The 24,137-nt window shown below is 69.1% G+C and carries 23 protein-coding genes; 14 read left to right on the top strand and 9 right to left on the bottom strand.

Annotation, left to right across the window (positions count from 1 at the left end; genetic code table 11):
* Positions 1–86: 86 nt before the first annotated feature.
* From pgi to OG306_RS08710, 3 genes are read left to right on the top strand one after another with little or no spacing between them, the layout of a single operon-like run.
* Positions 87–1,739 carry a glucose-6-phosphate isomerase gene (pgi, locus tag OG306_RS08720; protein WP_266745527.1) on the top strand — a complete coding sequence of 551 codons (1,653 nt, stop codon included), beginning with the start codon at positions 87–89 and terminating at the stop codon, positions 1,737–1,739.
* Positions 1,740–1,743: 4 nt separating this feature from the next.
* Positions 1,744–2,247, top strand: coding sequence for a PH domain-containing protein (locus OG306_RS08715; protein WP_266745526.1), 504 nt, complete (start codon positions 1,744–1,746; stop codon positions 2,245–2,247).
* A complete protein-coding gene (locus OG306_RS08710) occupies positions 2,244–3,803 on the top strand; it encodes a PH domain-containing protein (RefSeq protein WP_266745525.1) in 1,560 nt (519 codons plus the stop codon). The genes OG306_RS08715 and OG306_RS08710 overlap by 4 nt, the downstream gene beginning before the upstream one ends.
* 178 nt (positions 3,804–3,981) lie before the next feature.
* On the opposite strand, the gene pgl is transcribed toward OG306_RS08710, so the two are convergent.
* From pgl to tkt, 5 genes are read right to left on the bottom strand one after another with little or no spacing between them, the layout of a single operon-like run.
* On the bottom strand, positions 3,982–4,764 hold the full coding sequence (gene pgl / locus OG306_RS08705) for a 6-phosphogluconolactonase (RefSeq protein WP_266745524.1): 783 nt from the start codon (positions 4,762–4,764) through the stop codon (positions 3,982–3,984).
* Positions 4,761–5,810: a glucose-6-phosphate dehydrogenase assembly protein OpcA gene (gene opcA / locus OG306_RS08700; protein WP_266745523.1), complete on the bottom strand. Its 1,050-nt coding sequence runs from the start codon at positions 5,808–5,810 to the stop codon at positions 4,761–4,763. Before opcA ends, pgl begins: the two co-directional genes overlap by 4 nt.
* Positions 5,807–7,339, bottom strand: a complete 1,533-nt coding sequence (zwf, locus tag OG306_RS08695) for a glucose-6-phosphate dehydrogenase (RefSeq protein ID WP_266745522.1) — start codon at positions 7,337–7,339, stop codon at positions 5,807–5,809. Before zwf ends, opcA begins: the two co-directional genes overlap by 4 nt.
* A gap of 5 nt (positions 7,340–7,344) precedes the next feature.
* Positions 7,345–8,463: a transaldolase gene (gene tal / locus OG306_RS08690; protein ID WP_266745521.1), complete on the bottom strand. Its 1,119-nt coding sequence runs from the start codon at positions 8,461–8,463 to the stop codon at positions 7,345–7,347.
* Positions 8,464–8,497: 34 nt separating this feature from the next.
* Entirely contained in the window at positions 8,498–10,585 is a 2,088-nt protein-coding gene (tkt, locus tag OG306_RS08685) for a transketolase (protein WP_266745520.1), read from the bottom strand.
* Positions 10,586–10,997: 412 nt separating this feature from the next.
* Between tkt and OG306_RS08680 the strand changes: the two genes are divergently transcribed.
* Together OG306_RS08680 and OG306_RS08675 are read left to right on the top strand one after the other, a co-directional pair.
* Entirely contained in the window at positions 10,998–11,951 is a 954-nt protein-coding gene (locus OG306_RS08680; protein WP_266745519.1) for a heme o synthase, read from the top strand.
* A gap of 98 nt (positions 11,952–12,049) precedes the next feature.
* Positions 12,050–12,406 (top strand): hypothetical protein, encoded by a 357-nt coding sequence (locus tag OG306_RS08675; protein WP_266745518.1) that lies wholly within the window; start codon positions 12,050–12,052, stop codon positions 12,404–12,406.
* Positions 12,407–12,588: 182 nt separating this feature from the next.
* Here the strand turns inward: OG306_RS08675 and OG306_RS08670 are convergent, their stop codons facing one another.
* From OG306_RS08670 to OG306_RS08660, 3 genes are all read right to left on the bottom strand, one after another.
* Positions 12,589–13,593, bottom strand: a complete 1,005-nt coding sequence (locus OG306_RS08670) for a COX15/CtaA family protein (protein ID WP_266745517.1) — start codon at positions 13,591–13,593, stop codon at positions 12,589–12,591.
* A gap of 75 nt (positions 13,594–13,668) precedes the next feature.
* Positions 13,669–14,436, bottom strand: a complete 768-nt coding sequence (locus OG306_RS08665) for an ABC transporter permease (RefSeq protein ID WP_266745516.1) — start codon at positions 14,434–14,436, stop codon at positions 13,669–13,671.
* Positions 14,433–15,413 (bottom strand): ABC transporter ATP-binding protein, encoded by a 981-nt coding sequence (locus tag OG306_RS08660; RefSeq protein WP_266745515.1) that lies wholly within the window; start codon positions 15,411–15,413, stop codon positions 14,433–14,435. The genes OG306_RS08665 and OG306_RS08660 overlap by 4 nt, the downstream gene beginning before the upstream one ends.
* Before the next feature lie 136 nt (positions 15,414–15,549).
* Between OG306_RS08660 and OG306_RS08655 the strand changes: the two genes are divergently transcribed.
* From OG306_RS08655 to OG306_RS08615, 9 genes are all read left to right on the top strand, one after another.
* Entirely contained in the window at positions 15,550–16,290 is a 741-nt protein-coding gene (locus OG306_RS08655; RefSeq protein ID WP_266745514.1) for a helix-turn-helix transcriptional regulator, read from the top strand.
* Positions 16,287–17,708, top strand: a complete 1,422-nt coding sequence (gene sufB / locus OG306_RS08650; protein ID WP_266745513.1) for a Fe-S cluster assembly protein SufB — start codon at positions 16,287–16,289, stop codon at positions 17,706–17,708. The genes OG306_RS08655 and sufB overlap by 4 nt, the downstream gene beginning before the upstream one ends.
* Positions 17,709–17,776: 68 nt before the next feature.
* A complete protein-coding gene (gene sufD / locus OG306_RS08645; RefSeq protein WP_266745512.1) occupies positions 17,777–18,958 on the top strand; it encodes a Fe-S cluster assembly protein SufD in 1,182 nt (393 codons plus the stop codon).
* Positions 18,958–19,275 carry a bifunctional 3-phenylpropionate/cinnamic acid dioxygenase ferredoxin subunit gene (locus OG306_RS08640; RefSeq protein WP_093539686.1) on the top strand — a complete coding sequence of 106 codons (318 nt, stop codon included), beginning with the start codon at positions 18,958–18,960 and terminating at the stop codon, positions 19,273–19,275. Before sufD ends, OG306_RS08640 begins: the two co-directional genes overlap by 1 nt.
* Before the next feature lie 7 nt (positions 19,276–19,282).
* Positions 19,283–20,047: a Fe-S cluster assembly ATPase SufC gene (sufC, locus tag OG306_RS08635; protein ID WP_266745511.1), complete on the top strand. Its 765-nt coding sequence runs from the start codon at positions 19,283–19,285 to the stop codon at positions 20,045–20,047.
* On the top strand, positions 20,044–21,300 hold the full coding sequence (locus OG306_RS08630; RefSeq protein ID WP_266745510.1) for a cysteine desulfurase: 1,257 nt from the start codon (positions 20,044–20,046) through the stop codon (positions 21,298–21,300). Before sufC ends, OG306_RS08630 begins: the two co-directional genes overlap by 4 nt.
* A 26-nt stretch (positions 21,301–21,326) precedes the next feature.
* On the top strand, positions 21,327–21,782 hold the full coding sequence (sufU, locus tag OG306_RS08625; RefSeq protein ID WP_266745509.1) for a Fe-S cluster assembly sulfur transfer protein SufU: 456 nt from the start codon (positions 21,327–21,329) through the stop codon (positions 21,780–21,782).
* Positions 21,779–22,132: a metal-sulfur cluster assembly factor gene (locus OG306_RS08620; RefSeq protein WP_371665221.1), complete on the top strand. Its 354-nt coding sequence runs from the start codon at positions 21,779–21,781 to the stop codon at positions 22,130–22,132. The genes sufU and OG306_RS08620 overlap by 4 nt, the downstream gene beginning before the upstream one ends.
* 223 nt (positions 22,133–22,355) lie before the next feature.
* On the top strand, positions 22,356–22,829 hold the full coding sequence (locus OG306_RS08615) for a carboxymuconolactone decarboxylase family protein (RefSeq protein ID WP_266907009.1): 474 nt from the start codon (positions 22,356–22,358) through the stop codon (positions 22,827–22,829).
* 111 nt (positions 22,830–22,940) lie between these two features.
* Here the strand turns inward: OG306_RS08615 and OG306_RS08610 are convergent, their stop codons facing one another.
* On the bottom strand, positions 22,941–23,975 hold the full coding sequence (locus tag OG306_RS08610; protein WP_266907011.1) for a hypothetical protein: 1,035 nt from the start codon (positions 23,973–23,975) through the stop codon (positions 22,941–22,943).
* Positions 23,976–24,137 lie beyond the last annotated feature (162 nt).

Here is a 24,137-nt window from a genome sequence, read left to right as displayed (position 1 = left end):
GTCGTCTCGTCCGCCCTTCTGATCAATTAGGTTGGAAGGGCAGCGGGGCATCTGCAGGTACGAGAAGAAGTGGGCTGATATCCGGGATGAATACACCAAGCCGAACCAGGCTCAACCAGACGCCCGAGTGGACCGCTCTGGGCAAGCACCGCGAGCAGTTCGGGACCACCCATCTGCGGCAGCTCTTCGCGGACGATCCGGAGCGCGGCACCGGATACACGCTCCGGGTCGGCGATCTGTACGTCGACTACTCCAAGCACCTGGTCACCGACGAGACGCTCCGGCTGCTGCGTGAGCTCGCAGAGGCCACCGGGGTGGCGGAGCTGCGGGACGCGATGTTCCGCGGGGAGAAGATCAACACCACCGAGGGCCGCGCCGTCCTGCACACTGCGCTGCGCGCCCCGCGTGATGCGGTGATCGAGGTCGACGGCGAGAACGTGGTGCCGGCCGTGCACGCCGTGCTCGACAGGATGGCGGCCTTCTCCGACCGCATCAGGTCGGGGGAGTGGACCGGTCATACCGGTAAGCGCATCAAGAACATCGTCAACATCGGCATCGGCGGCTCCGATCTCGGCCCCGCCATGGCGTACGAGGTGCTGCGCTCCTTCACGGACCGCTCGCTCACCGTTCGCTTCGTGTCGAACGTCGACGGCGCCGACCTCCACGAGGCCGTGCGCGATCTCGACCCGGCCGAGACGCTCTTCGTCATCGCGTCGAAGACCTTCACCACGATCGAGACCATCACCAACGCCACCTCGGCCCGCAACTGGCTCCTGACCGGTCTGAGGGCCGGTCAGGACGCGGTTGCCAAGCACTTCGTGGCGCTGTCCACCAACGCCGAGAAGGTCGCGGACTTCGGCATCGACACCGCCAACATGTTCGAGTTCTGGGACTGGGTCGGCGGCCGCTACTCCTACGACTCCGCCATCGGCCTCTCGCTGATGATCGCCGTCGGCCCGGACCGGTTCCGCGAGATGCTCGACGGCTTCCACCTCGTCGACGAACACTTCCGCACCGCTCCCGCCGAGGACAACGTCCCGCTGCTGCTGGGCTTGTTGGGCGTCTGGTACGGCGCCTTCTTCGACGCCCAGTCGCATGCCGTGCTGCCGTACAGCCACTACCTGTCCAAGTTCACCGCGTACTTGCAGCAGCTGGACATGGAGTCCAACGGCAAGTCCGTGGACCGGGACGGCAATCCGGTCGACTGGCAGACCGGACCGGTCGTCTGGGGCACCCCCGGCACCAACGGGCAGCACGCCTATTACCAGCTCATCCACCAGGGCACCAAGGTCATCCCGGCCGACTTCATCGGCTTTGCCGAGCCCGTCGCCGACCTGCTGCCCGGTCTCGTCGCCCAGCACGACCTGCTGATGGCCAACTTCTTCGCCCAGACCCAGGCGCTGGCCTTCGGCAAGACGCCGGACGAGGTCCGCGCCGAGGGCGTCGCCGAGGAACTGGTGCCGCACAAGACTTTCCAGGGCAACCACCCGACGACGACGATCCTCGCCGACCGGCTGACGCCGTCCGTCCTCGGCCAGCTGATCGCGCTGTACGAGCACAAGGTCTTCGTCCAGGGCGCCATCTGGAACATCGACTCCTTCGACCAGTGGGGCGTCGAGCTCGGCAAGGTCCTGGCCAAGAAGATCGAGCCGGTGCTGACCGAAGGCAAGGGGGGCGAGCAGCTGGACAGCTCGACCGCCGCACTCGTTACGGCATACCGCGCCCGCAGGGGGCGCTGAGCCGATGACCACGGGGGAGCGGACGGTGCGGCTGAGGCCGCCCAGCAACACTCTGGACGCGCGGGCCGTCGGCTGGTGGCGGGCCCAGTGGCTGCTGCTGACCGCGGCGCCGGTGGCCGTCCTGGCGGTGCTCGGCGTGCTCATCGAGCCCGCCCGGTTCTGGCTGCTGCTGCCCGCCGCGATCCTCGCGGTCCTCGGCATCGGCTGCGCCGTCCTCTTCCCCCTCTGGTGGTTCCGCACTCATCGCTGGGAGGTCACCGACGAAGCGGTGTACGTCAGAACCGGCGTCCTGCGACAGGAGTGGCGGATCGCCCCGATGTCCCGCATCCAGACCGTGGACACCGTCCGCGGCCCGCTCGAACAGCTCTACCGGCTCGCCACGGTCACCGTGACCACCGCATCGTCCAAGGGCGCGGTCCGGATCGAGGGACTGGGCCACGAGCTGGCGGCCGAGCTGGCCGAGCGGCTGACCCGGATCACCCAGGACACCCCCGGGGACGCCACATGAGCGCCGAGGCGGTCGTCTCCCCGGACGCCGGGGACGACGACCGCGCCACCGGCCCCGACACCGACTGGCGGCGGCTGGACCGGCGTACGGTCCTCGTCAGTGCACTCGTCACGGTCGGAGTGGCGGCCGGTGCGGCCGCGCCCACCACGCTCGGGCTCTCCGGGCGGTTCGGCCTCGGGCACGCGGTCGCGTGGGTGCTGGCCGGCGCGCTCCTGCTGATCGGTTCCGCCGCGGCCGGCGACTACGTACGGTGGCGCCGCACCCGCTACCGCGTCGGCATCGAACGGGTCGAGCTCCACACCGGCCTGTTCCTGGTCAAGAAGCGCTCACTGGCCCGTGAACGCATCCGCAGCGTCGACCTCACCGCCCATCCGCTCCAACGGGTCCTCGGCCTGGTGACCGTCCGTATCGGCACCGGTGAGCGCTCCGGCGGCGAATCCACCCTGGAACTGGACCCGGTTCCCAGGGCCGAGGGTGAACGGCTCCGCCGCGAACTGCTGGAGCGTACGGCCACCGGCACCCCGGGCACGCATCGCGAGGGCGAACTCGTCGCCCTCGACCCGCGCTGGATCCGTTACGCACCGGTCTCGTTCGTGGCCCCCGCACTCGGCGGCGCGGCGGTCGGTGCGGTGATGCAGGTCAGCGACTGGTTCGGGGCGCAGGGGCAGGTGATCGACTGGGTCGGCGACCGGTTCCGTGACACCTCGCTGACGGCCATGATCGTGATCCTCGCCGTCGCGGCTGTGGCGGCCGGTGTCGTCGGTGCGCTCGGCCTGTGGGTCGAGATGTGGTGGGGCTACCGGCTGGAGCGCGAACTCGGTGGCACCCTGCGCATCCGGCGCGGCCTGCTGACCTCCCGGTCCGTCTCCATCGAGGAGCGGCGGCTGCGCGGAGTCGACCTCGTCGAACCGTTCGGCATCCGGCTCTTCGGCGCCGCCCGCGTCGACGCGATCACCACCGGACTGGCCAAGGACGACGAGGAGCAGCACGGCGACCACAACACCCTGCTGCCCGCCGCACCCCGGCCCGTCGCCGACACGGTGGCCGCCGACGTCCTGCGCGCGACCACGTCCCCGACGGGCGCCCCGCTGACCGGGCACCCCGTCGCGGCCCGCGGCCGGCGGCTGCGCCGGGCGTTCTGGGCCGTCGTCGTCCCCGTGGCCGTCCAGGCCGTGCTCGGCGTGCTGGTGACCCCCGTACTGCTCTGGACCGCGCTCGGCTGCGCGGCCGTGGGGCTGCCTCTGGGGGTGTTCGTGGCCCTTGACGCGTACCGCGGTCTGGGACATGGCCTCAGCGGCGACTACCTGGTGGTCCGCTCGGGCACGGTCCGGCGCTCGACCGCCGCGCTGGAGCGGGCCGGGGTCATCGGCTGGACGGTCCGGCAGACGTACTTCCAGCGGCGGTCAGGCGTGCTGAGTCTCACCGCGACGACGGCCGCGGGAGCGGGCGCGTACACGGCGTACGACGCGGACGCGAGCGAGGGCCTCGACTTCGCCTCGCAGGCGGTCCCGGGCCTGCTGGAACCCTTCCTGGAGCGCACCCCGGCGGCCGGATGAGCGCTGGAGGGGCCGTGCGTCGCGCCGATGACGCGGAATCAGCTGCCCCGGTGCCGGCCGGCGCCACGACATCCGGGGCGTCGGGGGACGGCGCGCCCGGCTCCCCGCCCTTTCATGCCGCGGGCCCGGCCGCTCCGAGGAGCGAACCGGGCCCGGACGCAACGGTACTGACGGCCACTCAGGGAGAGGCCGGCGGATACAGCGCACGCGGCAGCCGCGAGGCCGCCGCCGCGTCCAGCAGCCACAGGGTGCGGCTGCGTCCGTACGCACCGGCCGCCGGGGCCTGGATCTCCCCGGCACCCGAGAGCGCGATCTCCGCGGCCTCCGCCTTGTCCTCACCCGCGGCGAGCAGCCACACCTCGCGCGCCGCCCGGATCGCGGGCAGCGTGAGCGAGACCCGGGTGGGCGGCGGCTTGGGGGCGCCGTGCACACCGACGACGGTGCGCTCGGTCTCCCGTATCGCGGGCAGTTCCGGGAAGAGCGACGCGACATGCGTGTCCGGGCCGACGCCCAGCATCAGCACATCGAACGTCGGCACCGGACCGTGGTCCTCCGGACCGGCCGCCGCGGCCAGTTCCCCGGCGTACGTGGCGGCGGCCGCGTCGGCGTCATTGCCGCAGGGGCCGTCCGAGGCGGGCATCGCGTGCACCCGGGACGGGGTCAGCGGCACCGAGTCGAGCAGGGCCTCGCGGGCCTGCGTGACATTGCGCTCCGGATGGCCTTCCGGCAGGAACCGCTCGTCGCCCCACCACAGATCGAGCCGCGACCAGTCGATCGCGTCCCGGGCGGGCGCGGCGGCGAGGGCGGCCAGCAGGCCGTTGCCGTTGCGCCCGCCGGTGAGGACCACCGAGGCGTAGCCCCGGGCGGCCTGGGCGTCCACGACCCTCGTGATCAGCCGGGCCGCGGCGGCCTGCGCCATCAGCTCCTTGTCGCGGTGCACGACAAGCTGAGGGACACTCACTTCGTCGCCGCCTTCTTGGCCGCCGTCTTCTTGGCGGCGGCCGGGGCGGCGGTCCCGCCGGACTTCGGTTCGGTGGACTTGGGCTCGGTGGACTTGGGCTCGGCAGGCTTCTGCGCCGCCGGTCCGCCGAGCTTCTCCACGCCGAACTTCACCGTCGCCTCATAGGTGTTGTCCGGGTCCAGGCGCCGCAGCTCCTCGGCGAGCAGCTCGGAGGTTTCCCGCCGCTTGAGCGCCACCGCACGGTCGGGCTGGCCCTGCATCGAGAGCGTGGCCAGCGAACCGTCCGGCCGGTCCAGGACGATGACACCGTTCTTGGTCGCCATCCGCACGGCCGTCAGACCGGGGCCGTCGGACTGGGTGCGCTCCACCGGAACCTTGAGCCGGTCGGCGAGCCACATGGCGAGCAGCTCACAGCTTGGGTTCTCCGACTCGCCCTCGACCGTCGCCGCGACGACCTCGACGTGCTGCTGGTCGAGCGCGGCGGCGAGCATCGAGCGCCACGGCGTGATGCGGGTCCAGGCCAGATCGGTGTCGCCCGGGGTGTACGACCGGGCGCGGACCGCGAGTTCGTCGCTCGGGTGCTCCGAGGAGTACGCGTCCGTGATCCGGCGCTGGGCGAGCGCGCCCAGCGGGTCCTTCGCCGGGTCGTCGGGTGCGTCCTCGGGCCACCAGACCACGACCGGGGCGTCCGGCAGCAGCAGCGGCAGGACCACCGACTGGGCGTGGTTGGCCAGCTCGCCGTGGAGACGCAGGACGACGGTCTCGCCGGTGCCCGCGTCGGAGCCGACCCGCACCTCGGCGTCGAGCCGGGCGTCCCGGCGGCTGCGCGGCGAACGGCTGACCCGCTTGATCACCGCGATGATCCGCGAGGGGTGCTCGCGCGAGGCGTCGCCGGCCGACTTGAGCGCGTCGTACGCGTTCTCCTCGTCGGTGACGATGACCAGGGTCAGCACCATGCCGATGGCCGGGGTACCGATGGCCCGGCGGGCCGACACCAGCGCCTGGTTGATCTTGCTGGAAGTGGTCTCCGTGAGATCGATCTTCATGGCCGACGCCAGCTCCGTCCGTCTCGTGCGAGCATCTCGTCCGCCTCGGCCGGGCCCCAGGTGCCCGCCGGGTACTGCGCGGGCTTGCCGTGCTTGTCCCAGTACTCCTCGATCGGGTCGAGGATGTTCCAGGAGAGTTCGACCTCCTGGTGCCGCGGGAACAGGTTGGCGTCGCCGAGCAGCACATCGAGGATGAGCCGCTCGTACGCCTCCGGGCTGGACTCCGTGAAGGACTCGCCGTACGCGAAGTCCATCGTGACGTCCCGGACCTCCATCGAGGTGCCGGGCACCTTGGAGCCGAACCGCACGGTCACGCCCTCGTCCGGCTGGACCCGGATGACCAGGGCGTTGCCGCCCAGCTCCTCCGTCGCACCGGACTCGAAGGGCAGATACGGGGCGCGCTTGAAGACGACCGCGATCTCCGTGACGCGGCGGCCGAGCCGCTTTCCGGTACGGAGGTAGAACGGCACGCCCGCCCAGCGGCGGTTGTTGATCGTCAGCTTGATCGCGGCGAAGGTGTCGGTCGTCGACTTGGGGTCGATGCCGTCCTCCTCCAGATAGCCGAGGACCTCCTCGCCGCCCTGCCAGGCGCGCGCGTACTGGCCGCGCACCGTGTGCTTGCCCAGGTCGTCCGGCAGTTCCACCGCCGTGAGCACCTTGAGCTTCTCGGCGACCAGGGCCTTCGGGTGGAAGGAGCCGGGCTCCTCCATGGCCGTCAGTGCCAGCAGCTGGAGCAGGTGGTTCTGGATGACGTCGCGGGCGGCGCCGATGCCGTCGTAGTAGCCGGCCCGGCCGCCGATGCCGATGTCCTCGGCCATCGTGATCTGGACGTGGTCGACGTACGACCTGTTCCAGATCGGCTCGAACATCGTGTTGGCGAACCGCAGCGCCAGGATGTTCTGGACCGTTTCCTTGCCCAGGTAGTGGTCGATCCGGAAGACCTCGTTGGGCGGGAACACGTCGTGCACGATCTGGTTGAGCTCCTGTGCGCTCTTCAGATCGTGGCCGAAGGGCTTCTCGATGACGGCACGCCGCCAGGAACCCTCCTTCTGGTCCGCGAGCCCGTGCTTCTTGAGCTGCTGGACGACCTTGGGGAAGAACTTCGGCGGCACGGACAGATAGAAGGCGAAGTTGCCTCCCGTGCCCTGTGCCTTGTCCAGCTCCTGGATCGTCGCCTTCAGCGTCTCGAAGGCGTCGTCGTCGTCGAAGTTGCCCTGGACGAAGCGCATCCCCTGGATGAGCTGCTGCCAGACCTCTTCACGGAACGGCGTACGGGCGTGCTGCTTGACGGCGTCGTGGACCTCCTGTGTGAAGTCCTCGTCGTGCCACTCGCGGCGCGCGAAACCGATGAGGGAGAAGCCCGGCGGCAGCAGGCCGCGATTGGCCAGGTCGTAGACGGCGGGCATCAGCTTTTTACGGGACAAATCGCCCGTGACACCAAAGATCACCAGACCCGACGGTCCCGCGATGCGCGGGAGCCGTCGGTCCTGGGGGTCACGAAGCGGGTTGGCTCCGGGAACACCAGACAAGGTGGTCAGCCCTCCGAAGGGGCGAGGCGCTTGAGCTCTGCCTCGGTCGAGTTGAGCAGGTCGATCCAGGACGCCTCGAACTTCTCGACGCCCTCGTCCTCGAGGAGCTGGACGACGTCGTCGTAGGAGATCCCGAGCTTCGCGACGCCGTCGAGCTCGGCGCGGGCCTGCTCGTAGGTGCCGGCGATGGTGTTGCCCGTGATCTGTCCGTGGTCCGCGGTGGCGTCCATGGTGGCCTCGGGCATGGTGTTCACCGTGCCGGGGGCGACCAGGTCGTCGACGTACAGGGTGTCCTTGTACGCGGGGTCCTTGACGCCGGTCGAGGCCCACAGCGGGCGCTGCTTGTTGGCGTGCGCCTTGTCCAGGGCGGCCCAGCGCTCCGAGCCGAAGACCTCCTCGTACGCCTGGTAGGCGAGCCGGGCGTTGGCGAGTGCCGCCTTGCCCTTGAGCGCCTTGGCCTCGTCGGTGCCGATCGCGTCGAGACGCTTGTCGATCTCGGTGTCCACGCGGGACACGAAGAAGGAGGCCACCGAGTGGATCTTGGAGAGGTCCAGGCCCGCGGCCTTCGCCTTCTCCAGACCCGCCAGGTAGGCATCCATGACCTCGCGGTAGCGCTCCAGCGAGAAGATCAGCGTGACGTTGACGCTGATGCCCTTTCCGATGACCTCGGTGATCGCCGGGAGGCCGGCCTTCGTCGCCGGGATCTTGATGAGCGTGTTGGGCCGGTCCACCAGCCACGCCAGCTGCTTGGCCTCGGCGACGGTGGCGTCGGTGTGGTGCGCCAGACGAGGGTCGACCTCGATGGAGACCCGGCCGTCCTGGCCGTCCGTGGCGTCGAAGACCGGACGCAGGATGTCCGCCGCGTCCCGCACATCAGCCGTCGTGATCATGCGGATGGCCTCGTCGACGGTGACCTTGCGGGTGGCGAGATCGGTGAGCTGCTGCTCGTACCCGTCGCCGTGCGAGATCGCCTTCTGGAAGATCGACGGGTTGGTGGTGACGCCCACGACGTGCTGCTGGTCGATCAGCTCGGCGAGGTTGCCCGAGGTGATCCGCTTGCGCGACAGGTCATCGAGCCAGATCGCCACGCCCTCGTCGGAGAGGCGCTTGAGTGCGTCTGTCATGAGAATTGCATCTCCTACTAGTCGTATACCGGCGTCAGCGCGTGGCGGCGGCGAGAGATTCCCGCGCGGCGGCGGCGACGTGCTCGCCGGTGAACCCGAACTCACGGAAGAGGACCTTGGCGTCGGCCGAGGCACCGAAGTGCTCCAGCGAGACGATTCGGCCGGTGTCTCCGACGTACCGGTGCCAGGTCAGCCCGATACCGGCCTCGACCGCGACCCGGGCCTTCACGGACGGCGGCAGAACGCTGTCCTTGTACGCCTGGTCCTGCTCCTCGAACCACTCGACCGACGGCATCGAGACCACCCGGGTCGGGATGCCGGCCGCCTGCAGCTCCTCGCGCGCCTCGACGGCGAGGTGCACCTCGGAGCCCGTACCGATGAGGAGGACCTGGGCGTCGCCGCCTTCGGCCTCGAAGAGCACGTAGCCGCCCTTGGCCGCGTCCTCGTTCGCCTCGTACGTGGGCACGCCCTGACGGGTCAGCGCCAGGCCGTGCGGGGCTCCCTTGCCGAACACCTTGGTGTAGCGGCGCAGGATCTCGCGCCAGGCGACGGCGGTCTCGTTCGCGTCGGCCGGGCGGACGATGTTCAGGCCCGGGATGGCGCGCAGTGAGGCCAGGTGCTCCACCGGCTGGTGGGTCGGGCCGTCCTCGCCGAGACCGATGGAGTCGTGCGTCCACACGTACGTCACCGGCAGGTGCATCAGCGCGGACAGGCGCACGGCGTTGCGCATGTAGTCGGAGAACACCAGGAAGGTGCCGCCGTAGATACGGGTGTGGCCGTGCAGCGCGATGCCGTTCATGGCCGCGGCCATGGCGTGCTCGCGGATGCCGAAGTGGATCGTGCGGCCGTACGGGTCCGCGCCCGGCAGCGGGTTGCCCGTCGGGAGGAACGACGACGTCTTGTCGATCGTCGTGTTGTTCGAGCCCGCCAGGTCGGCGGAGCCGCCCCACAGCTCGGGGACGATCTCGCCGAGAGCCTGGAGCACCTTGCCGGAGGCGGCACGGGTGGCGACGCTCTTGCCCGGCTCGAAGACGGGGAGCTTGTCCTCCCAGCCGGCGGGCAGTTCGCCCGCGGAGATCCGGTCGAACTCGGCGGCGCGCTCCGGATTGGCGGTGCGCCACGCGGCGAGGGACTTCTCCCACTCGGCCTTGGCCTCGCGGCCGCGGTCCAGTGCCTCACGGGTGTGCGAGATGACCTCGTCGGAGACCTCGAAGGTCTTCTCCGGGTCGAAGCCGAGGACCTTCTTCGTCGCGGCGACCTCTTCGTCACCGAGTGCCGAGCCGTGCGAGGCCTCGGTGTTCTGGGCGTGCGGGGCGGGCCAGGCGATGATCGAACGGGCCGCGATGAACGACGGGCGCTCCGTCTCGGCCTTGGCGGCCTGCAGCGCCGCGTACAGACCTGCGGGGTCCAGGTCGCCGCTGGGCAGCTGGTCGACGCGCTGGACGTGCCAGCCGTACGCCTCGTACCGCTTCAGGGTGTCCTCGGAGACCGCGGTCTCCGTGTCGCCCTCGATGGAGATGTGGTTGTCGTCCCACAGCAGGACCAGGTTGCCGAGCTTCTGGTGCCCGGCCAGCGAGGACGCCTCCGCGGAGATGCCCTCCTGGAGGCAGCCGTCGCCCGCGACGACCCAGATCATGTGGTCGAACGGGGAGGTGCCGGGGGCCGCCTCCGGGTCGAACAGGCCGCGCTCGTAGCGGGCGGCCATTGCCATGCCCACCGCGTTGGCGACACCCTGGCCCAGCGGGCCCGTGGTCGTCTCGACGCCGGTGGTGTGGCCGTACTCCGGGTGACCGGGGGTCTTCGAACCCCAGGTGCGGAAGGCCTTGAGGTCATCGAGCTCCAGGCCGTACCCGGCCAGGTAGAGCTGGATGTAGAGGGTCAGGCTGCTGTGCCCCGCGGAGAGCACGAACCGGTCGCGACCGGTCCACTCGGCGTCGGCGGGGTCGTGCCGCATCACCTTCTGGAAGAGGGTGTACGCGGCAGGAGCCAGGCTCATCGCCGTGCCCGGGTGGCCGTTTCCGACCTTCTGTACGGCGTCGGCGGCAAGGACGCGGACAGTGTCCACGGCCCGCTGGTCCAATTCGGTCCACTGGAGGTCTGTGGTGGTCGGCTTGGTGCTCACCCTGAGTCAGGGCTCCTCTCCACTGTTCTAAACCGGTGACTGGTGACCGCACCGGGCGCTGTCGAGCCTACCCTCGTCGGAACAAGCATTTTCCGGCTGCTTTCCAGGGTGCGGGTGGTCCGTGGAGTTCGCCTCCCGTATGAGCGCGACGGCTCACTTCTGGGCCCTCTGATGAGCGCCTCCGGCCACTTCTGGGCCCTCCGATGAGCGTGTCCTTTCACTGATGCGCCACCCCGGTGAGCGAGGCCCCCATATGCCACTTCGATGAGCGCGTCCCTTTACTTCTGCGCCACTTCAACACGACCGCACCCCCGCGAAGGGCGGCCTGTCCCCAACGTCTACAGTGGTGTGGTTCGCGCAAGTCTTTACTGGGCCTTCACGCCCGGAGCTTGCTGGGATTTCTCTGTCAGGGGTGTGCGTGACGGCCGTCGAGTCCCGACCCGCAGGGGTCGCCTTGACTCCCAGCCCAGGGGGCCATCGCCCGTTCGGGGCCCGTGTCAAGGCATTCGTGGCGTTGACCAAGCCTCGGATCATCGAGCTGTTGCTGATCACCACTGTTCCGGTGATGTTCCTGGCCGCTCAGGGTGTACCCGATCTGTGGCTCGTTCTCACCACCACCATCGGGGGATATCTCTCCGCGGGCGGTGCCAACGCGCTGAATATGTACATCGACCGCGACATCGACGCGTTGATGGACCGTACGTCGCAGCGCCCGCTGGTCACCGGAATGGTGACCCCACGTGAGTGCCTGGCCTTTGGTGTTGCCCTCGCGGTGATCTCCACGGTCTGGTTCGGACTGCTGGTCAACTGGCTGTCGGCGGCGCTGTCGCTCGGTGCGCTGCTCTTCTACGTCGTCGTCTACACGATGCTGCTGAAGCGCCGCACCTCGCAGAACATCGTCTGGGGCGGCATCGCCGGCTGCATGCCGGTCCTCATCGGCTGGTCCGCCGTGACCAACTCGATGTCCTGGGCCGCGGTCATTCTCTTCGCCGTCATCTTCTTCTGGACGCCGCCGCACTACTGGCCGCTGTCGATGAAGGTCAAGGACGACTACGCCAGGGTCGGCGTGCCGATGCTGCCGGTCATCGCCTCCAACCGGGTGGTGGCCCGCCAGATCGTCGTCTACAGCTGGGTGATGGTCGCCGTCTCGCTGCTGCTGACTCCGCTCGGCTACACCGGCTGGTTCTACACGGCGGTGGCGCTGCTGACCGGCGGGTTCTGGCTCTGGGAGGCCCATGGCCTGCTCAACCGGGCCAAGGCCGGGGTGACGGGCGGGAAGCTCAAGGAGATGCGGCTGTTCCACTGGTCGATCACCTATGTCTCGCTGCTCTTCGTCGCCGTGGCGGTCGACCCCTTCCTGAGGTAGTCCCGCTTCACCGACACCTGCCGACGGGCGGGGTGCGTGGCCCAGGCCACGTGCCCCGCCCGTCGCACGTCGGCGTACCCATCGATAGCATCCTGAGCATGGCAGAGACGGCAGAAACCCAGGTGGAGAGCGGCAAGCAGGCGGCCCGCGCGGAGCGCAGGGCGGCGAGGCTCGCCAAGCAGATCGGTGCCTTCTCCAAGGCCCACGGCGGTGCGGAGGGACAGCTCTCCTACATCGGGCAGATGGGCACCCGCATCGTTCTCGTCGGCGAGGACGGCGGCTGGGGCGATCTGGTCGCCCCGTCGTACGCGGTCGCCGAGAGTGCCGCTCGGAAGGCCGGGATCACGATGCACGAGTCCTTCGACGGGGAGTTCGCCGCGAAGGTCCGCACCGGCCCGTACGAGTGGACGCGGATGGCCGGAATCCAGGTGGGCGGCCCGTCCAACAAGGCCTGAGGGCAGGCGAAAGCCCCCTGCTCACCGTATTCAGCCGGGCTAGCAGGGGGCTTTCGATCAGCCGCTGACAAAACCTTTAGGGGATTCGCGCGTTGGCATTTTTCTGCCGCGTGCCGGGAATGGTCCGTACTGCACGTACCCGATGACGCCTTGCCCATGTGCTCCCCGGTGCGCGGCGCCTTTCAGGCGATGAGCGCTGTTTCGCTGCGTGGGGTCGGAGTCGGCCCGACCTCCACCGGCCGCTCGCGCAGCGACAGCAGGACGCGCACCACGCCGATCCACACCAGGCACGAGCCGAACATGTGCAGTCCGACCAGTACTTCCGGCGTGTCGGTGAAATATTGCACGTACCCGACAAGCCCCTGCCCCAGCAGCACCAGGAAGAGGTCACGGGTGCGGCGCAGCGGCCCGACGGGCGCGTCCACGGCCTTCAGTACGAACCAGAGGGCGACGGTCAGCGCCACCACGGCCCAGGCCAGATCGGCGTGCAGCTGCGTGATCATCTTCCAGTCGATCGGAATGCGGTGGACGTCGCTGGAGTCACCCGCGTGCCGTCCGGCGCCCGTGACGACTGTGCCGACCGCGATCAGCAGCCCCGCCACGACCGCGAGCAGCCAGGTCAGCTGGGACACCGCCTTGCCCACCAGCGGCCGGGGCGCCGCGTCGCCCTCACGGACCCGCTGCCACGTCACCATCGCGACGGTGAGCAGCGCCGTGGAGAGCAGGAAGTGCGCCGCGACGGTGTACGGGTTGAGGCCGACCAGCACCACGATGCCGCCGAGCACCGCGTTGCCCATGACCACCCAGAACTGCACCCAGCCGAGCCGGGTGAGGCTGCGCCGCCAGGGCTTCGCGGACCGGGCGGCGATGATCGCCCACCCGACGGCCGCGCACAGGACGTACGTCAGCATCCGGTTGCCGAACTCGATGACGCCGTGGAGGCCCATCGCGCTCGTCGCCGTGAGGCTCTCCTCGGTGCACTTGGGCCAGGTCGGGCAGCCCAGGCCGGAGCCGGTCAGCCGCACCGCGCCGCCGGTCACGACGATGAGCACGGCCATGACGACGGCCGACATGGCCGCACGGCGGACCGTGCGGGGGGACGGAGTCCATCGCTCGGCGATGTAGAGGAGCGGGTTCCGCACGGCTTGAGCGACTTCGGCTCGGGTCAGCTTGGGCACGCGCACCATGGTAGGCGGCGGCTTGTGCAAGCTTTCACGAGGGGGACGAGTTACCCCGAATCGTCGACCGATGCGTGGGCCCGCTCACTCCCAGCGGAAGAAGTTCGCCGCCGCGCCCAGCCCGAGCACCGCCCATACCGCGAGGATGCCGAGGTCTCCCCACGGCATCGACGCGCCGTGCTGGAGCACGGCGCGCAGCCCGTCCGACAGGGCCGCGATCGGCAGCAGCCCCAGCACCGACTGCACCGCGTCCGGGAACTTCTCCAGCGGCACGATGACACCGCCGGCGACCAGCAGCAGCAGGAAGACCAGATTGGCCGCGGCGAGCGTCGCCTCCGCCTTCAGCGTCCCGGCCATCAGCAGCCCGAGCCCGGAGAAGGCCGCGGTGCCGAGCACGAGCAGCAGCAGGACGGCGAACGGGTTGCCGTGCGGCGACCAGCCCAGCGCGAACGCGATCACCGTCAGCAGCACCACCTGCAGCACCTCGGTGACCAGTACGGAGAGGGTCTTGGCGGTCATCAGGGCCCAGCGGGGCAGCGGCGAGGCACCGAGCCGTTTGAGCACCCCGTACCGCCGCTCGAAGCCGGTGGCGATGGCCTGGCCGGTGAAGGCCGTCGACATCACGGCGAGCGCGAGGATGCCGGGGGTCAGGAAGTCGACCGACTCGCCCGAGCCGGTGTCCACGATGTCGACCGCGCTGAACAGCACCAGCAGCAGCGTCGGGATGATCACGGTCAGCAGCAGTTGCTCGCCGTTGCGCAGCAGCATCCGCGTCTCCAGCGCGGTCTGCGTGGTGATCATGCGGGACAGCGGGGCGGCGCCCGGCCGCGGGGTGTACGTACCGGCGCTCATGCGCGCAGCTCCTTGCCGGTCAGTTCCAGGAAGACGTCCTCCAGGGTGTGCCGCTCCACGGAGATGCCGGACGGCATCACGCCGTGCTGCGCGCACCAGGAGGTGACGGTGGCCAGCAGCTGCGGGCCGACGTCGCCGGTGATGCGGTACGTACCCGGGGTGAGCTCCGCAGCCTCCGTACCGTCGGGCAGCGCCTTCAGCAGGGAGCCGAGGTCGAGTCCGGGGCGGCCGGTGAAGCGCAGGGTGTTCTCGGCGCCGCCGCGGCAGAGCGTCTCCGGGCTGCCCTGGGCGATGACCTTGCCCGCGTCGATGACGGCGACGTCGTCGGCGAGCTCCTCGGCCTCGTCCATGAAGTGCGTGGTCAGGACGGTGGACACGCCATCGGCGCGCAGCTCCCGTACGAGATCCCAGGTGGACCGACGTGCCTGCGGGTCGAGGCCGGCGGTCGGTTCGTCCAGGAAGACCAGTTCGGGGCGGCCCACGACGGCCATCGCCAGGGCGAGCCGCTGCTGCTGGCCGCCGGAGAGCCGGCGGTAGGCCGTCCGGCCGCAGCTGCCGAGGCCGAGGCGCTCGATCAGGGCGTCGACGTCCAGGGGATGGGCGTGGAGTTTCGCCATGTGGCGGAGCATCTCATCGGCGCGCGCTCCGGAGTAGACGCCGCCCGACTGGAGCATCACGCCGATCCGCGGGCGGAGCAGCGCGGCGTCGGCGACCGGATCGAGACCGAGGACCCGTACCGTCCCGTCATCCGGACGGCGGTAGCCCTCGCAGGTTTCGATGGTGGTGGTCTTGCCGGCGCCGTTGGGGCCGAGGACGGCGGTGACCGCGCCGGTGCGTACACGCAGGTCGAGGCCGTCCACAGCGGTCTTGGGGCCGTACCGCTTCACCAGTCCGCGGACCTCAATGGCCAGGTGCGGCGCGGAGTGCCTCGATGGGGGGCAGCGGCCGGGTGACGGGAGGGCGGACTCGCTCTTCATGGCCGGTAAGTCTAGGCAGGGGCGGGAAACGCCCGTCTCCCGGGGCCGCATTAGGTAACCCTAAGTGATGAACCGCACCGTAGATCGTTCCGGACCGTGGTTGTCAGGGCGAGATGAATTACGCAACAATGGCGTTGTGAAATACGTTGGCGAGGCTCCGCAGGAGGAACTCGTGACCGGAGAGCGCTCGACGCGCAATCGGGTCGCGCGTTCCATCCTGGACCACGGCCCGTCCACGGTCGCCGAGCTGGCGAAGCGCCTGGGTCTCACCCAGGCCGCTGTCCGTCGGCATCTCGACGCCCTCGTCTCCGACGGCATCGTCGAGGCCCGTGAACAGCGGGTGTACGGCGCGCGGACCCGGGGCCGCCCGGCCAAGGCGTTCGCTCTGACCGACTGCGGGCGGGACGCCTTCGACCAGTCCTACGACAAGCTCGCCGCGGACGCGCTGCGCTGGATCGCCGAGACCTCGGGCGATGAGGCGGTCGTCGCTTTCGCCCGGGCCAGGATTGCGTCCCAGTCCGAGGCGTACCGCGCGGCGGTCGAGGCCGCGGACCCGCAGGCGCGGACCGAGGCCCTGGCCAAGGCTTTGTCGGCCGACGGGTACGCTGCTACCGCGCGTAGCGCGCCCGGCCCGCAGCAGGGCGAGCAGCTGTGCCAGCACCACTGCCCGGTCGCCCATGTCGCCGAGCAGTACCCGCAGCTGTGCGAGGCGGAGACGGAGTTCTTCTCCAACCTCCTCGGGACCCATGTGCAGCGTCTGGCCACCATCGCCCACGGCGACGGTGTGTGTACGACGTACATTCCGCGCAGCGGCCACGCAGCACCACAGACCACCCATTCAGTATCTGCAAGCACGGCCGGGAGGAACCCCGCATGACGCTCCCCACGGAGACTGCCCACCCTGAGCTCGAGGGTCTGGGCACGTACGAATTCGGCTGGGCCGACTCCGACGCGGCAGGCGCCGCAGCCAAGCGCGGGCTCTCCGAGCATGTAGTCCGCGACATCTCGGCGAAGAAGAGCGAGCCCGAGTGGATGCTGAAGCTGCGCCTCAAGGGCCTGCGGCTCTTCGACAAGAAGCCCATGCCGAACTGGGGCTCCGACCTGTCGGGCATCGACTTCGACAACATCAAGTACTTCGTGCGATCCACCGAGAAGCAGGCGGAGTCCTGGGAGGACCTGCCCGAGGACATCAAGAACACCTACGACAAGCTCGGCATCCCGGAGGCGGAGAAGCAGCGCCTGGTCGCCGGTGTCGCCGCGCAGTACGAGTCCGAGGTCGTCTACCACCAGATCCGTGAGGATCTGGAGGAGCAGGGCGTCATCTTCCTCGACACCGACACCGCGCTGAAGGAGCACCCGGAGCTCTTCAAGGAGTACTTCGGCACCGTCATCCCGGTCGGCGACAACAAGTTCGCCTCGCTGAACTCGGCCGTGTGGTCCGGCGGCTCGTTCATCTACGTGCCCAAGGGTGTCCGCGTCGACATCCCGCTGCAGGCCTACTTCCGTATCAACACGGAGAACATGGGCCAGTTCGAGCGGACGCTGATCATCGTCGACGAGGACGCCTACGTCCACTACGTCGAGGGCTGCACCGCGCCGATCTACTCCTCCGACTCGCTGCACTCCGCGGTCGTCGAGATCATCGTGAAGAAGGGCGGCCGCTGCCGCTACACGACGATCCAGAACTGGTCGAACAACGTCTACAACCTGGTCACCAAGCGCGCCGTGGCCTACGAGGGCGCGACCATGGAGTGGGTCGACGGCAACATCGGCTCCAAGGTCACCATGAAGTACCCGGCCGTCTACCTGATGGGCGAGCACGCCAAGGGCGAGACCCTGTCCATCGCCTTCGCGGGCGAGGGCCAGCACCAGGACGCCGGCGCCAAGATGGTCCACATGGCGCCCAACACCTCCTCCAACATCGTCTCCAAGTCGGTGGCGCGAGGCGGTGGCCGTACCTCGTACCGCGGCCTGATCGAGATCGGCGAGGGCGCGCCGGGCGCGAAGTCCAACGTGCTCTGTGACGCGCTGCTGGTCGACACCATCTCGCGCTCCGACACCTACCCGTACGTCGACGTCCGCGAGGACGACGTGTCGATGGGTCACGAGGCAACCGTCTCCAAGGTCTCCGAGGACCAGCTCTTCTACCTGATGAGCCGCGGTCTGACCGAGTTCGAGGCGATGGCGATGATCGTGCGCGGCTTCGTCGAGCCGATCGCGAAGGAGCTGCCGATGGAGTACGCACTCGAGCTCAACCGGCTGATCGAGCTGCAGATGGAGGGCTCGGTCGGCTAATACGGCTACCGCAGCCGGACGACCGAACTCCCCGACTTTTGACAGAGAAAGCGAGCACTACGACAGCCATGGCTGAGGCTCAGAATATTCCGGCGGGGTCCACCACCACGGGATCCATCGCGGTGGCCGCCGAGTCGACCGTCGCCACGCGCATGAGCGCCCCCCCGTCCTACGACGTCGCGGACTTCCCGGTCCCGCACGGCCGCGAGGAGGAGTGGCGGTTCACGCCGCTGGAGCGGCTGCGCGGACTGCACGACGGCACGGCCGTCGCCACCGGTGGCGCCGTGAAGGTCGCGATCGAGGCCCCCGAGGGCGTCACGGTCGAGACCGTCGGCCGCGACGACTCCCGGCTCGGGAAGGCCGGCACCCCCGTGGACCGCGTCGCCGCCCAGGCGTACACGTCCTTCGAGCAGGCGTCCGTCGTCACGGTCGCCAAGGAGGCCGTGCTCACCGAGCCGATCCGCATCGCGGTGCACGGCGAGGGCGGCGTGGCCTACGGCCACCAGGTCGTCGAGCTGGGTGCCTTCGCCGAGGCCGTCGTCGTCATCGACCACACCGGTGACGCGGTGCTCGCCGCCAACGTGGACTACGTTCTCGGTGACGGCGCGAAGCTCACCGTCGTCTCCGTGCAGGACTGGGACGAGACCGCGGTCCACGTCGGCCAGCACAACGCGCTGGTCGGCCGGGACGCCTCGTTCAAGTCGATCGTCGTCACCTTCGGCGGTGACCTGGTCCGTCTCCACCCGCGGGTCAGCTACGCGGGCACCGGCGGCGAGGCCGAGCTCTTCGGCCTGTACTTCACCGACAAGGGCCAGCACCAGGAGCACCGCCTCCTGGTCGACCACAACACCCCGCACTGCAAGTCCAACGCCGCCTACAAGGGCGCGCTCCAGGGCGACGGCGCACACGCGGTGTGGATCGGTGATGTCCTCATCCGGGCCAGGGCCGAGGGCACCGACACCTACGAGATGAACCGCAACCTCGTCCTCACGGACGGCGCGCGGGTCGACTCGGTGCCGAACCTGGAGATCGAGACCGGTGAGATCGTCGGCGCCGGCCACGCCTCCGCGACCGGCCGATTCGATGACGAGCAGCTCTTCTACCTGATGTCCCGCGGCATCCCGGCCGAGGAGGCCCGCCGCCTCGTCGTGCGCGGCTTCTTCGCCGAGCTCGTCCAGCAGATCGGCCTGCCGGACGTCGAGGCGCGGCTGCTCGACAAGATCGAGACCGAGCTGAAGGCTTCCGTCTGATGGCCTTCGTCAAAGCCTGTGCGCTGAGTGAGCTGGAGGACGACACCCCGAAGCGGGTGGAGCTCGACGGCGTCCCGGTGTCCGTCGTCCGTACCGAGGGCGAGGTGTTCGCGATCAACGACATCTGCTCGCACGCGAACGTGTCCCTGTCCGAGGGAGAGGTCGAGGACTGCATGATCGAGTGCTGGCTGCACGGCTCCAGCTTCGACCTGCGCACCGGCAAGCCGTCCGGCCTTCCCGCGACGCGCCCCGTCCCCGTATACCCCGTCAAGATCGAAGGGGACGATGTGCTCGTCTCCGTCACCCAGGAGTCCTGAGTCACCCATGGCAACGCTTGAAATCCGCGACCTGCACGTTTCCGTCGAGGCCGACAACGCCACGAAGGAGATCCTCAAGGGCGTCGACCTGATTGTGAAGCAGGGCGAGACCCACGCCATCATGGGCCCCAACGGGTCCGGCAAGTCCACCCTCGCGTACTCCCTCGCAGGTCACCCCAAGTACACGATCACCAGCGGTTCGGTGACCCTGGACGGCGAGGACGTCCTGGAGATGACTGTCGACGAGCGCGCCCGCGCCGGTCTGTTCCTCGCGATGCAGTACCCGGTCGAGATCCCCGGTGTCTCGGTCTCCAACTTCCTGCGCACCTCCGCCACCGCCGTCCGCGGCGAGGCGCCCAAGCTGCGTACCTGGGTGAAGGAGGTCAAGGAGACGATGGGCCAGCTCCACATGGACCCGGCGTTCGCCGAGCGCAACGTCAACGAGGGCTTCTCCGGTGGTGAGAAGAAGCGCCACGAGATCCTTCAGCTGGAGCTCCTGAAGCCGAAGGTCGCGATCCTCGACGAGACCGACTCCGGTCTGGACGTCGACGCCCTGCGCATCGTCTCCGAGGGCGTCAACCGGGTCCGCGAGACCGGCGAGGTCGGCACCCTGCTGATCACGCACTACACGCGGATCCTCCGCTACATCAAGCCCGACTTCGTGCACGTCTTCGCCAACGGCCGCATCGCCGAGTCCGGCGGCGCCGAGCTCGCGGACAAGCTGGAGAACGAGGGCTACGAGGCATATGTGAAGGGTGGCGCTTCCGCGTGACACAGCTGCCGGGCCTCCTCGACACCGAGGCGATCCGCAAGGACTTCCCCCTCCTGGACCGTACGGTCCACGACGGGAAGAAGGTCGTCTACCTGGACAGTGCGGCGACGTCGCAGAAGCCGCGCCAGGTTCTCGATGCCCTCAACGAGTACTACGAGCGGCACAACGCCAACGTGCACCGCGGCGTGTACACGATCGCGGAGGAGGCCACGGCGCTGTACGAAGGCGCCCGTGACAAGATCGCCGCGTTCATCAACGCGCCCAGCCGCAACGAGGTGATCTTCACCAAGAACGCCTCCGAGTCGCTCAACCTCGTGGCCAACATGCTCGGCTGGGCCGATGAGCCCTACCGGGTGGACCACGAGACCGAGATCGTCACCACGGAGATGGAGCACCACTCCAACATCGTGCCGTGGCAGCTGCTCTCGCAGCGCACCGGCGCGAAGCTGAAGTGGTTCGGCATCACCGACGACGGCCGCCTCGACCTGTCCAACATCGACGAGATCATCACGGAGAAGACGAAGATCGTCACCTTCACCCTGGTCTCCAACATCATGGGCACGATCAACCCGGTCGAGAAGATCATCCGCCGCGCCCAGCAGGTCGGCGCGCTGGTCTGCATCGACGCCTCGCAGGCCGCCCCGCACATGGTGCTCGACGTGCAGGCGCTGCAGGCCGACTTCGTGGCCTTCACCGGCCACAAGATGGTCGGCCCGACCGGCATCGGCGTGCTCTGGGGACGGCAGGAGCTCCTGGAGGACCTGCCGCCGTTCCTCGGTGGCGGCGAGATGATCGAGACCGTGTCGATGCACTCGTCGACGTACGCCCCCGCGCCGCACAAGTTCGAGGCCGGTACACCCCCGATCGCCCAGGCCGTCGGCCTCGGTGCGGCCGTGGACTACCTGTCGGCGATCGGCATGGAGAAGATCTACCAGCACGAGCACGCGATCACCCAGTACGCGGTGAAGCGTCTCCTGGAGGTCCCGGATCTCAGGATCATCGGTCCTGCGACGGCCGAGGACCGCGGCGCCACGATCTCCTTCACGCTCGGTGACATCCACCCGCACGACGTGGGCCAGGTGCTCGACGAGCAGGGCATCGCCGTCCGGGTCGGACACCACTGCGCACGGCCGGTCTGCCTGCGGTTCGGAATTCCTGCGACGACGCGAGCGTCGTTCTATCTGTACTCCACGCCCGCCGAGGTCGACGCCCTGGTGGACGGGCTGGAACACGTACGGAACTTTTTCGGTTAATACGCAGAGCGGCTGAGGGTTGACTGGTGAAGCTTGATTCCATGTACCAGGAAGTGATCCTGGACCACTACAAGCACCCCCACGGGCGTGGCCTGCGGGACGGCGACGCCGAGGTGCACCACGTCAACCCGACGTGCGGCGACGAGATCACTCTCCGGGTGAAGTACGACGGCGAGACCATCGCCGATGTGTCGTACGAGGGTCAGGGCTGCTCCATCAGCCAGGCCAGCGCATCCGTGCTCAACGACCTGCTGGTCGGCAAGGAACTAGGCGAGGCGCAGAAGATCCAGGAGACCTTCCTGGAGCTGATGCAGTCGAAGGGCCAGCTGGAGCCGGACGACGCGATGGAAGAGATACTGGAGGACGCGGTCGCGTTCGCCGGTGTCTCGAAGTACCCGGCCCGGGTCAAGTGCGCGCTATTGAGCTGGATGGCGTGGAAGGACGCGACGGCGAAAGCGCTGTCCGAAGGGAAGACGGCATGAGCGACAACACGGTGACATCCAACGAGGAGCTCACGACCAAGCCGGCCTCCGAGGAGGAGGTCCGCGAGGCCCTGTACGACGTCGTCGACCCCGAACTGGGCATCGACGTCGTCAACCTGGGCCTGATCTACGGCATCCACATCGATGACGCCAACATCGCCACCCTCGACATGACCCTGACGTCCGCGGCCTGCCCGCTGACCGATGTCATCGAGGACCAGGCGAAGTCCGCGACCGACGGCATCGTCAACGAGCTGCGGATCAACTGGGTCTGGATGCCGCCGTGGGGCCCGGACAAGATCACGGACGACGGGCGCGAGCAGCTGCGCGCGCTCGGCTTCAACGTCTGAGGCATCACCGACGAGCGGCCCCCGGCTTCTGCCGGGGGCCGCTCGTCGTTGTTCGGCCGCCGCACGCATGATGGCCCGTTCCCGGGCGGCCGACGACAACCCGGACCCGTACGCCCTGCCGCGGCTCGGTGAGGGAGACGCACGTCACATTCCGTCGGGTCACATCTGCCGGGCCGTTTCCGTCAGAGAGGTGTAACCGCCAACAACGGCAAAGGAGTGCACCATGGAAGCTCGCTTGAACCTCTTCGCCAACCCGGTCGCGGCCGGGGCGCTGAAGCACCTCGTCGCGGCGGGCAAGGTGATCGGGGAATCGTCGCTGCCGGCCACGACGCGGGAGCTGGTGCTGCTCCGTGCCAGTCAGATCAATGGCTGCGGCTTCTGCGTCGACATGCACAGCAAGGACGCCGCACACGCCGGGGAGACGTCGGTGCGGCTCAACCTGGTCGCGGCGTGGCGGGAGGCCAAGGTGTTCACCGATGCCGAGCGCGCTGCCCTGGAGCTTGCGGAGCAGGGCACCCGCATCGCCGACGGGGCCGGTGGTGTCGGTGACGAGGTGTGGGCGAATGCCGCCAAGCACTATGACGAGGAGCAGCTCGGCGCCCTGGTGTCGCTCATCGCCCTCATCAACGCCTTCAACCGCGTGAACGTCATCATCCAGCAGCCCGCCGGCGACTACCAGCCCGGCCAGTTCGGATAGCCGGGGAGAGCCGGGACCGCCGATTCGGTCCGGTACCGGAGCGGCAGACGCCCCGGGCGCCATGCGGTGGAGCCCGGGGCGTCGTGCTGGACCGCCCTGCGGTCCGGCTGATCAGCCATGGGTGCCGTACGGGGGCGGCGGCGGGGTGGCCGCCGCCTCGGCGAGGGCGGGGCCCAGGTTCTCCGTACGGATGCGCCGGTCGACGTAGAGGAGTCCAGTCACCAGCGGCGGGAACGTCGTCGAGACGAGCTGTCCGATCAGCTGCCCGAGCGCCATGATCACCAGATAGCCGCTCATGGCGAAGAGAATCGAGGCCGGATTCGGGTCGTCGGCCAGGGTCGCGCCGCCGATGACACCGGAGAACATGCCGAGGAACGAGAACGGGATCTGGATGACGTAGCTCGCCACGGCCGCCATGAGCAGGGCCAGCAGGGTGATCCCGAAGACCCGCCACCAGTCGCCGCGCACCAGCTGCGACGAGCGGCGCACTCCCGCCACTGGGCCCTGCCCCTCGAAGACCACGGCCGAGGGGGCCAGACAGAACTTCACCCAGAGCCAGGCCGCCAGGGGCGCGGTGGCCAGGGCGCCCAGGAAGCCGAGCGAGGTCCACAGCGCGGTGCCGGACCCCTGCGAGAGAGTGATGGCGCCGATCATGACCGTGACGAAGCCGATCACCGCGAGCACCATCGGGATCATCGCGATCAGCGCGGACAGGACCACCGTTCCGATCACCGCCGGCACGCGGGCCCAGGCCCGGCGCCAGATCACGCCGAAGGTGGTCGGCCTGCCCAGGACCGCCTCCTGCAGGATCGCGGGAACGGTCGCGTACATCATGGCCGTACTGACCATGAACACGATCATCGCGACCAGCCAGACGACGCCGAAGCCGATCCCCAGCGGCACCACGTCCGCCGACGCCGGATCCTCCTCGGCGCTGAGCGAGATGACGTGGTGCAGATGGTCACTGGTCGCGGAGTACGCGATCAGGGCAGCCGCCCCCACGATCACCAGCGCTCCGCCGTACACGGTCACGCCTATGCCGAACAACTGCTTCCAGTAGCGCCCCATCGCGCTGAAGGCGCCGCCGAGTATGTCCCCGAGCTTCAGGGGCGCCAGCGGTATCACCCCCGGCTTCGGCGGTGGCATCCAGCCGCCGCCCCATCCCGGTGGCCCCGGGGGCCCTCCGTACGGTGCTCCGCCGCCCCACCCTGCGTCCTGCGCCACTCTGCCGCTCCGTTGTGTGTCGTCGTCCTGTGTGCCGGTCGGGACACCGTAGCGCCCCGGATGGCGCAAAACCGCCGTATCGTG

Source organism: Streptomyces sp. NBC_01241 (genome assembly GCF_041435435.1).
In the GTDB taxonomy this organism is placed as follows: Bacteria; Actinomycetota; Actinomycetes; order Streptomycetales; family Streptomycetaceae; genus Streptomyces.
Note: the sequence above shows the minus strand (reverse complement) of the source record. Positions and strands in the feature narration are given on the sequence as shown.

Bases quoted from the DNA above. Each gene is read 5' to 3' on its own strand.
- sufD (WP_266745512.1), top strand. From the start codon at position 17,777: ATGGCTGAGGCTCAGAATATTCCGGCGGGGTCCACCACCACGGGATCC.
- sufC (WP_266745511.1), top strand. From the start codon at position 19,283: ATGGCAACGCTTGAAATCCGCGACCTGCACGTTTCCGTCGAGGCCGAC.
- OG306_RS08610 (WP_266907011.1), bottom strand. From the start codon at position 23,975: ATGCCACCGCCGAAGCCGGGGGTGATACCGCTGGCGCCCCTGAAGCTC.
- OG306_RS08675 (WP_266745518.1), top strand. From the start codon at position 12,050: ATGGCAGAGACGGCAGAAACCCAGGTGGAGAGCGGCAAGCAGGCGGCC.
- OG306_RS08715 (WP_266745526.1), top strand. From the start codon at position 1,744: ATGACCACGGGGGAGCGGACGGTGCGGCTGAGGCCGCCCAGCAACACT.
- OG306_RS08640 (WP_093539686.1), top strand. From the start codon at position 18,958: ATGGCCTTCGTCAAAGCCTGTGCGCTGAGTGAGCTGGAGGACGACACC.
- pgi (WP_266745527.1), top strand. From the start codon at position 87: ATGAATACACCAAGCCGAACCAGGCTCAACCAGACGCCCGAGTGGACC.
- OG306_RS08670 (WP_266745517.1), bottom strand. From the start codon at position 13,593: ATGGTGCGCGTGCCCAAGCTGACCCGAGCCGAAGTCGCTCAAGCCGTG.
- opcA (WP_266745523.1), bottom strand. From the start codon at position 5,810: ATGAAGATCGATCTCACGGAGACCACTTCCAGCAAGATCAACCAGGCG.
- sufB (WP_266745513.1), top strand. From the start codon at position 16,287: ATGACGCTCCCCACGGAGACTGCCCACCCTGAGCTCGAGGGTCTGGGC.
- OG306_RS08710 (WP_266745525.1), top strand. From the start codon at position 2,244: ATGAGCGCCGAGGCGGTCGTCTCCCCGGACGCCGGGGACGACGACCGC.
- OG306_RS08660 (WP_266745515.1), bottom strand. From the start codon at position 15,413: ATGAAGAGCGAGTCCGCCCTCCCGTCACCCGGCCGCTGCCCCCCATCG.
- tal (WP_266745521.1), bottom strand. From the start codon at position 8,463: ATGACAGACGCACTCAAGCGCCTCTCCGACGAGGGCGTGGCGATCTGG.
- OG306_RS08665 (WP_266745516.1), bottom strand. From the start codon at position 14,436: ATGAGCGCCGGTACGTACACCCCGCGGCCGGGCGCCGCCCCGCTGTCC.
- OG306_RS08620 (WP_371665221.1), top strand. From the start codon at position 21,779: ATGAGCGACAACACGGTGACATCCAACGAGGAGCTCACGACCAAGCCG.
- OG306_RS08615 (WP_266907009.1), top strand. From the start codon at position 22,356: ATGGAAGCTCGCTTGAACCTCTTCGCCAACCCGGTCGCGGCCGGGGCG.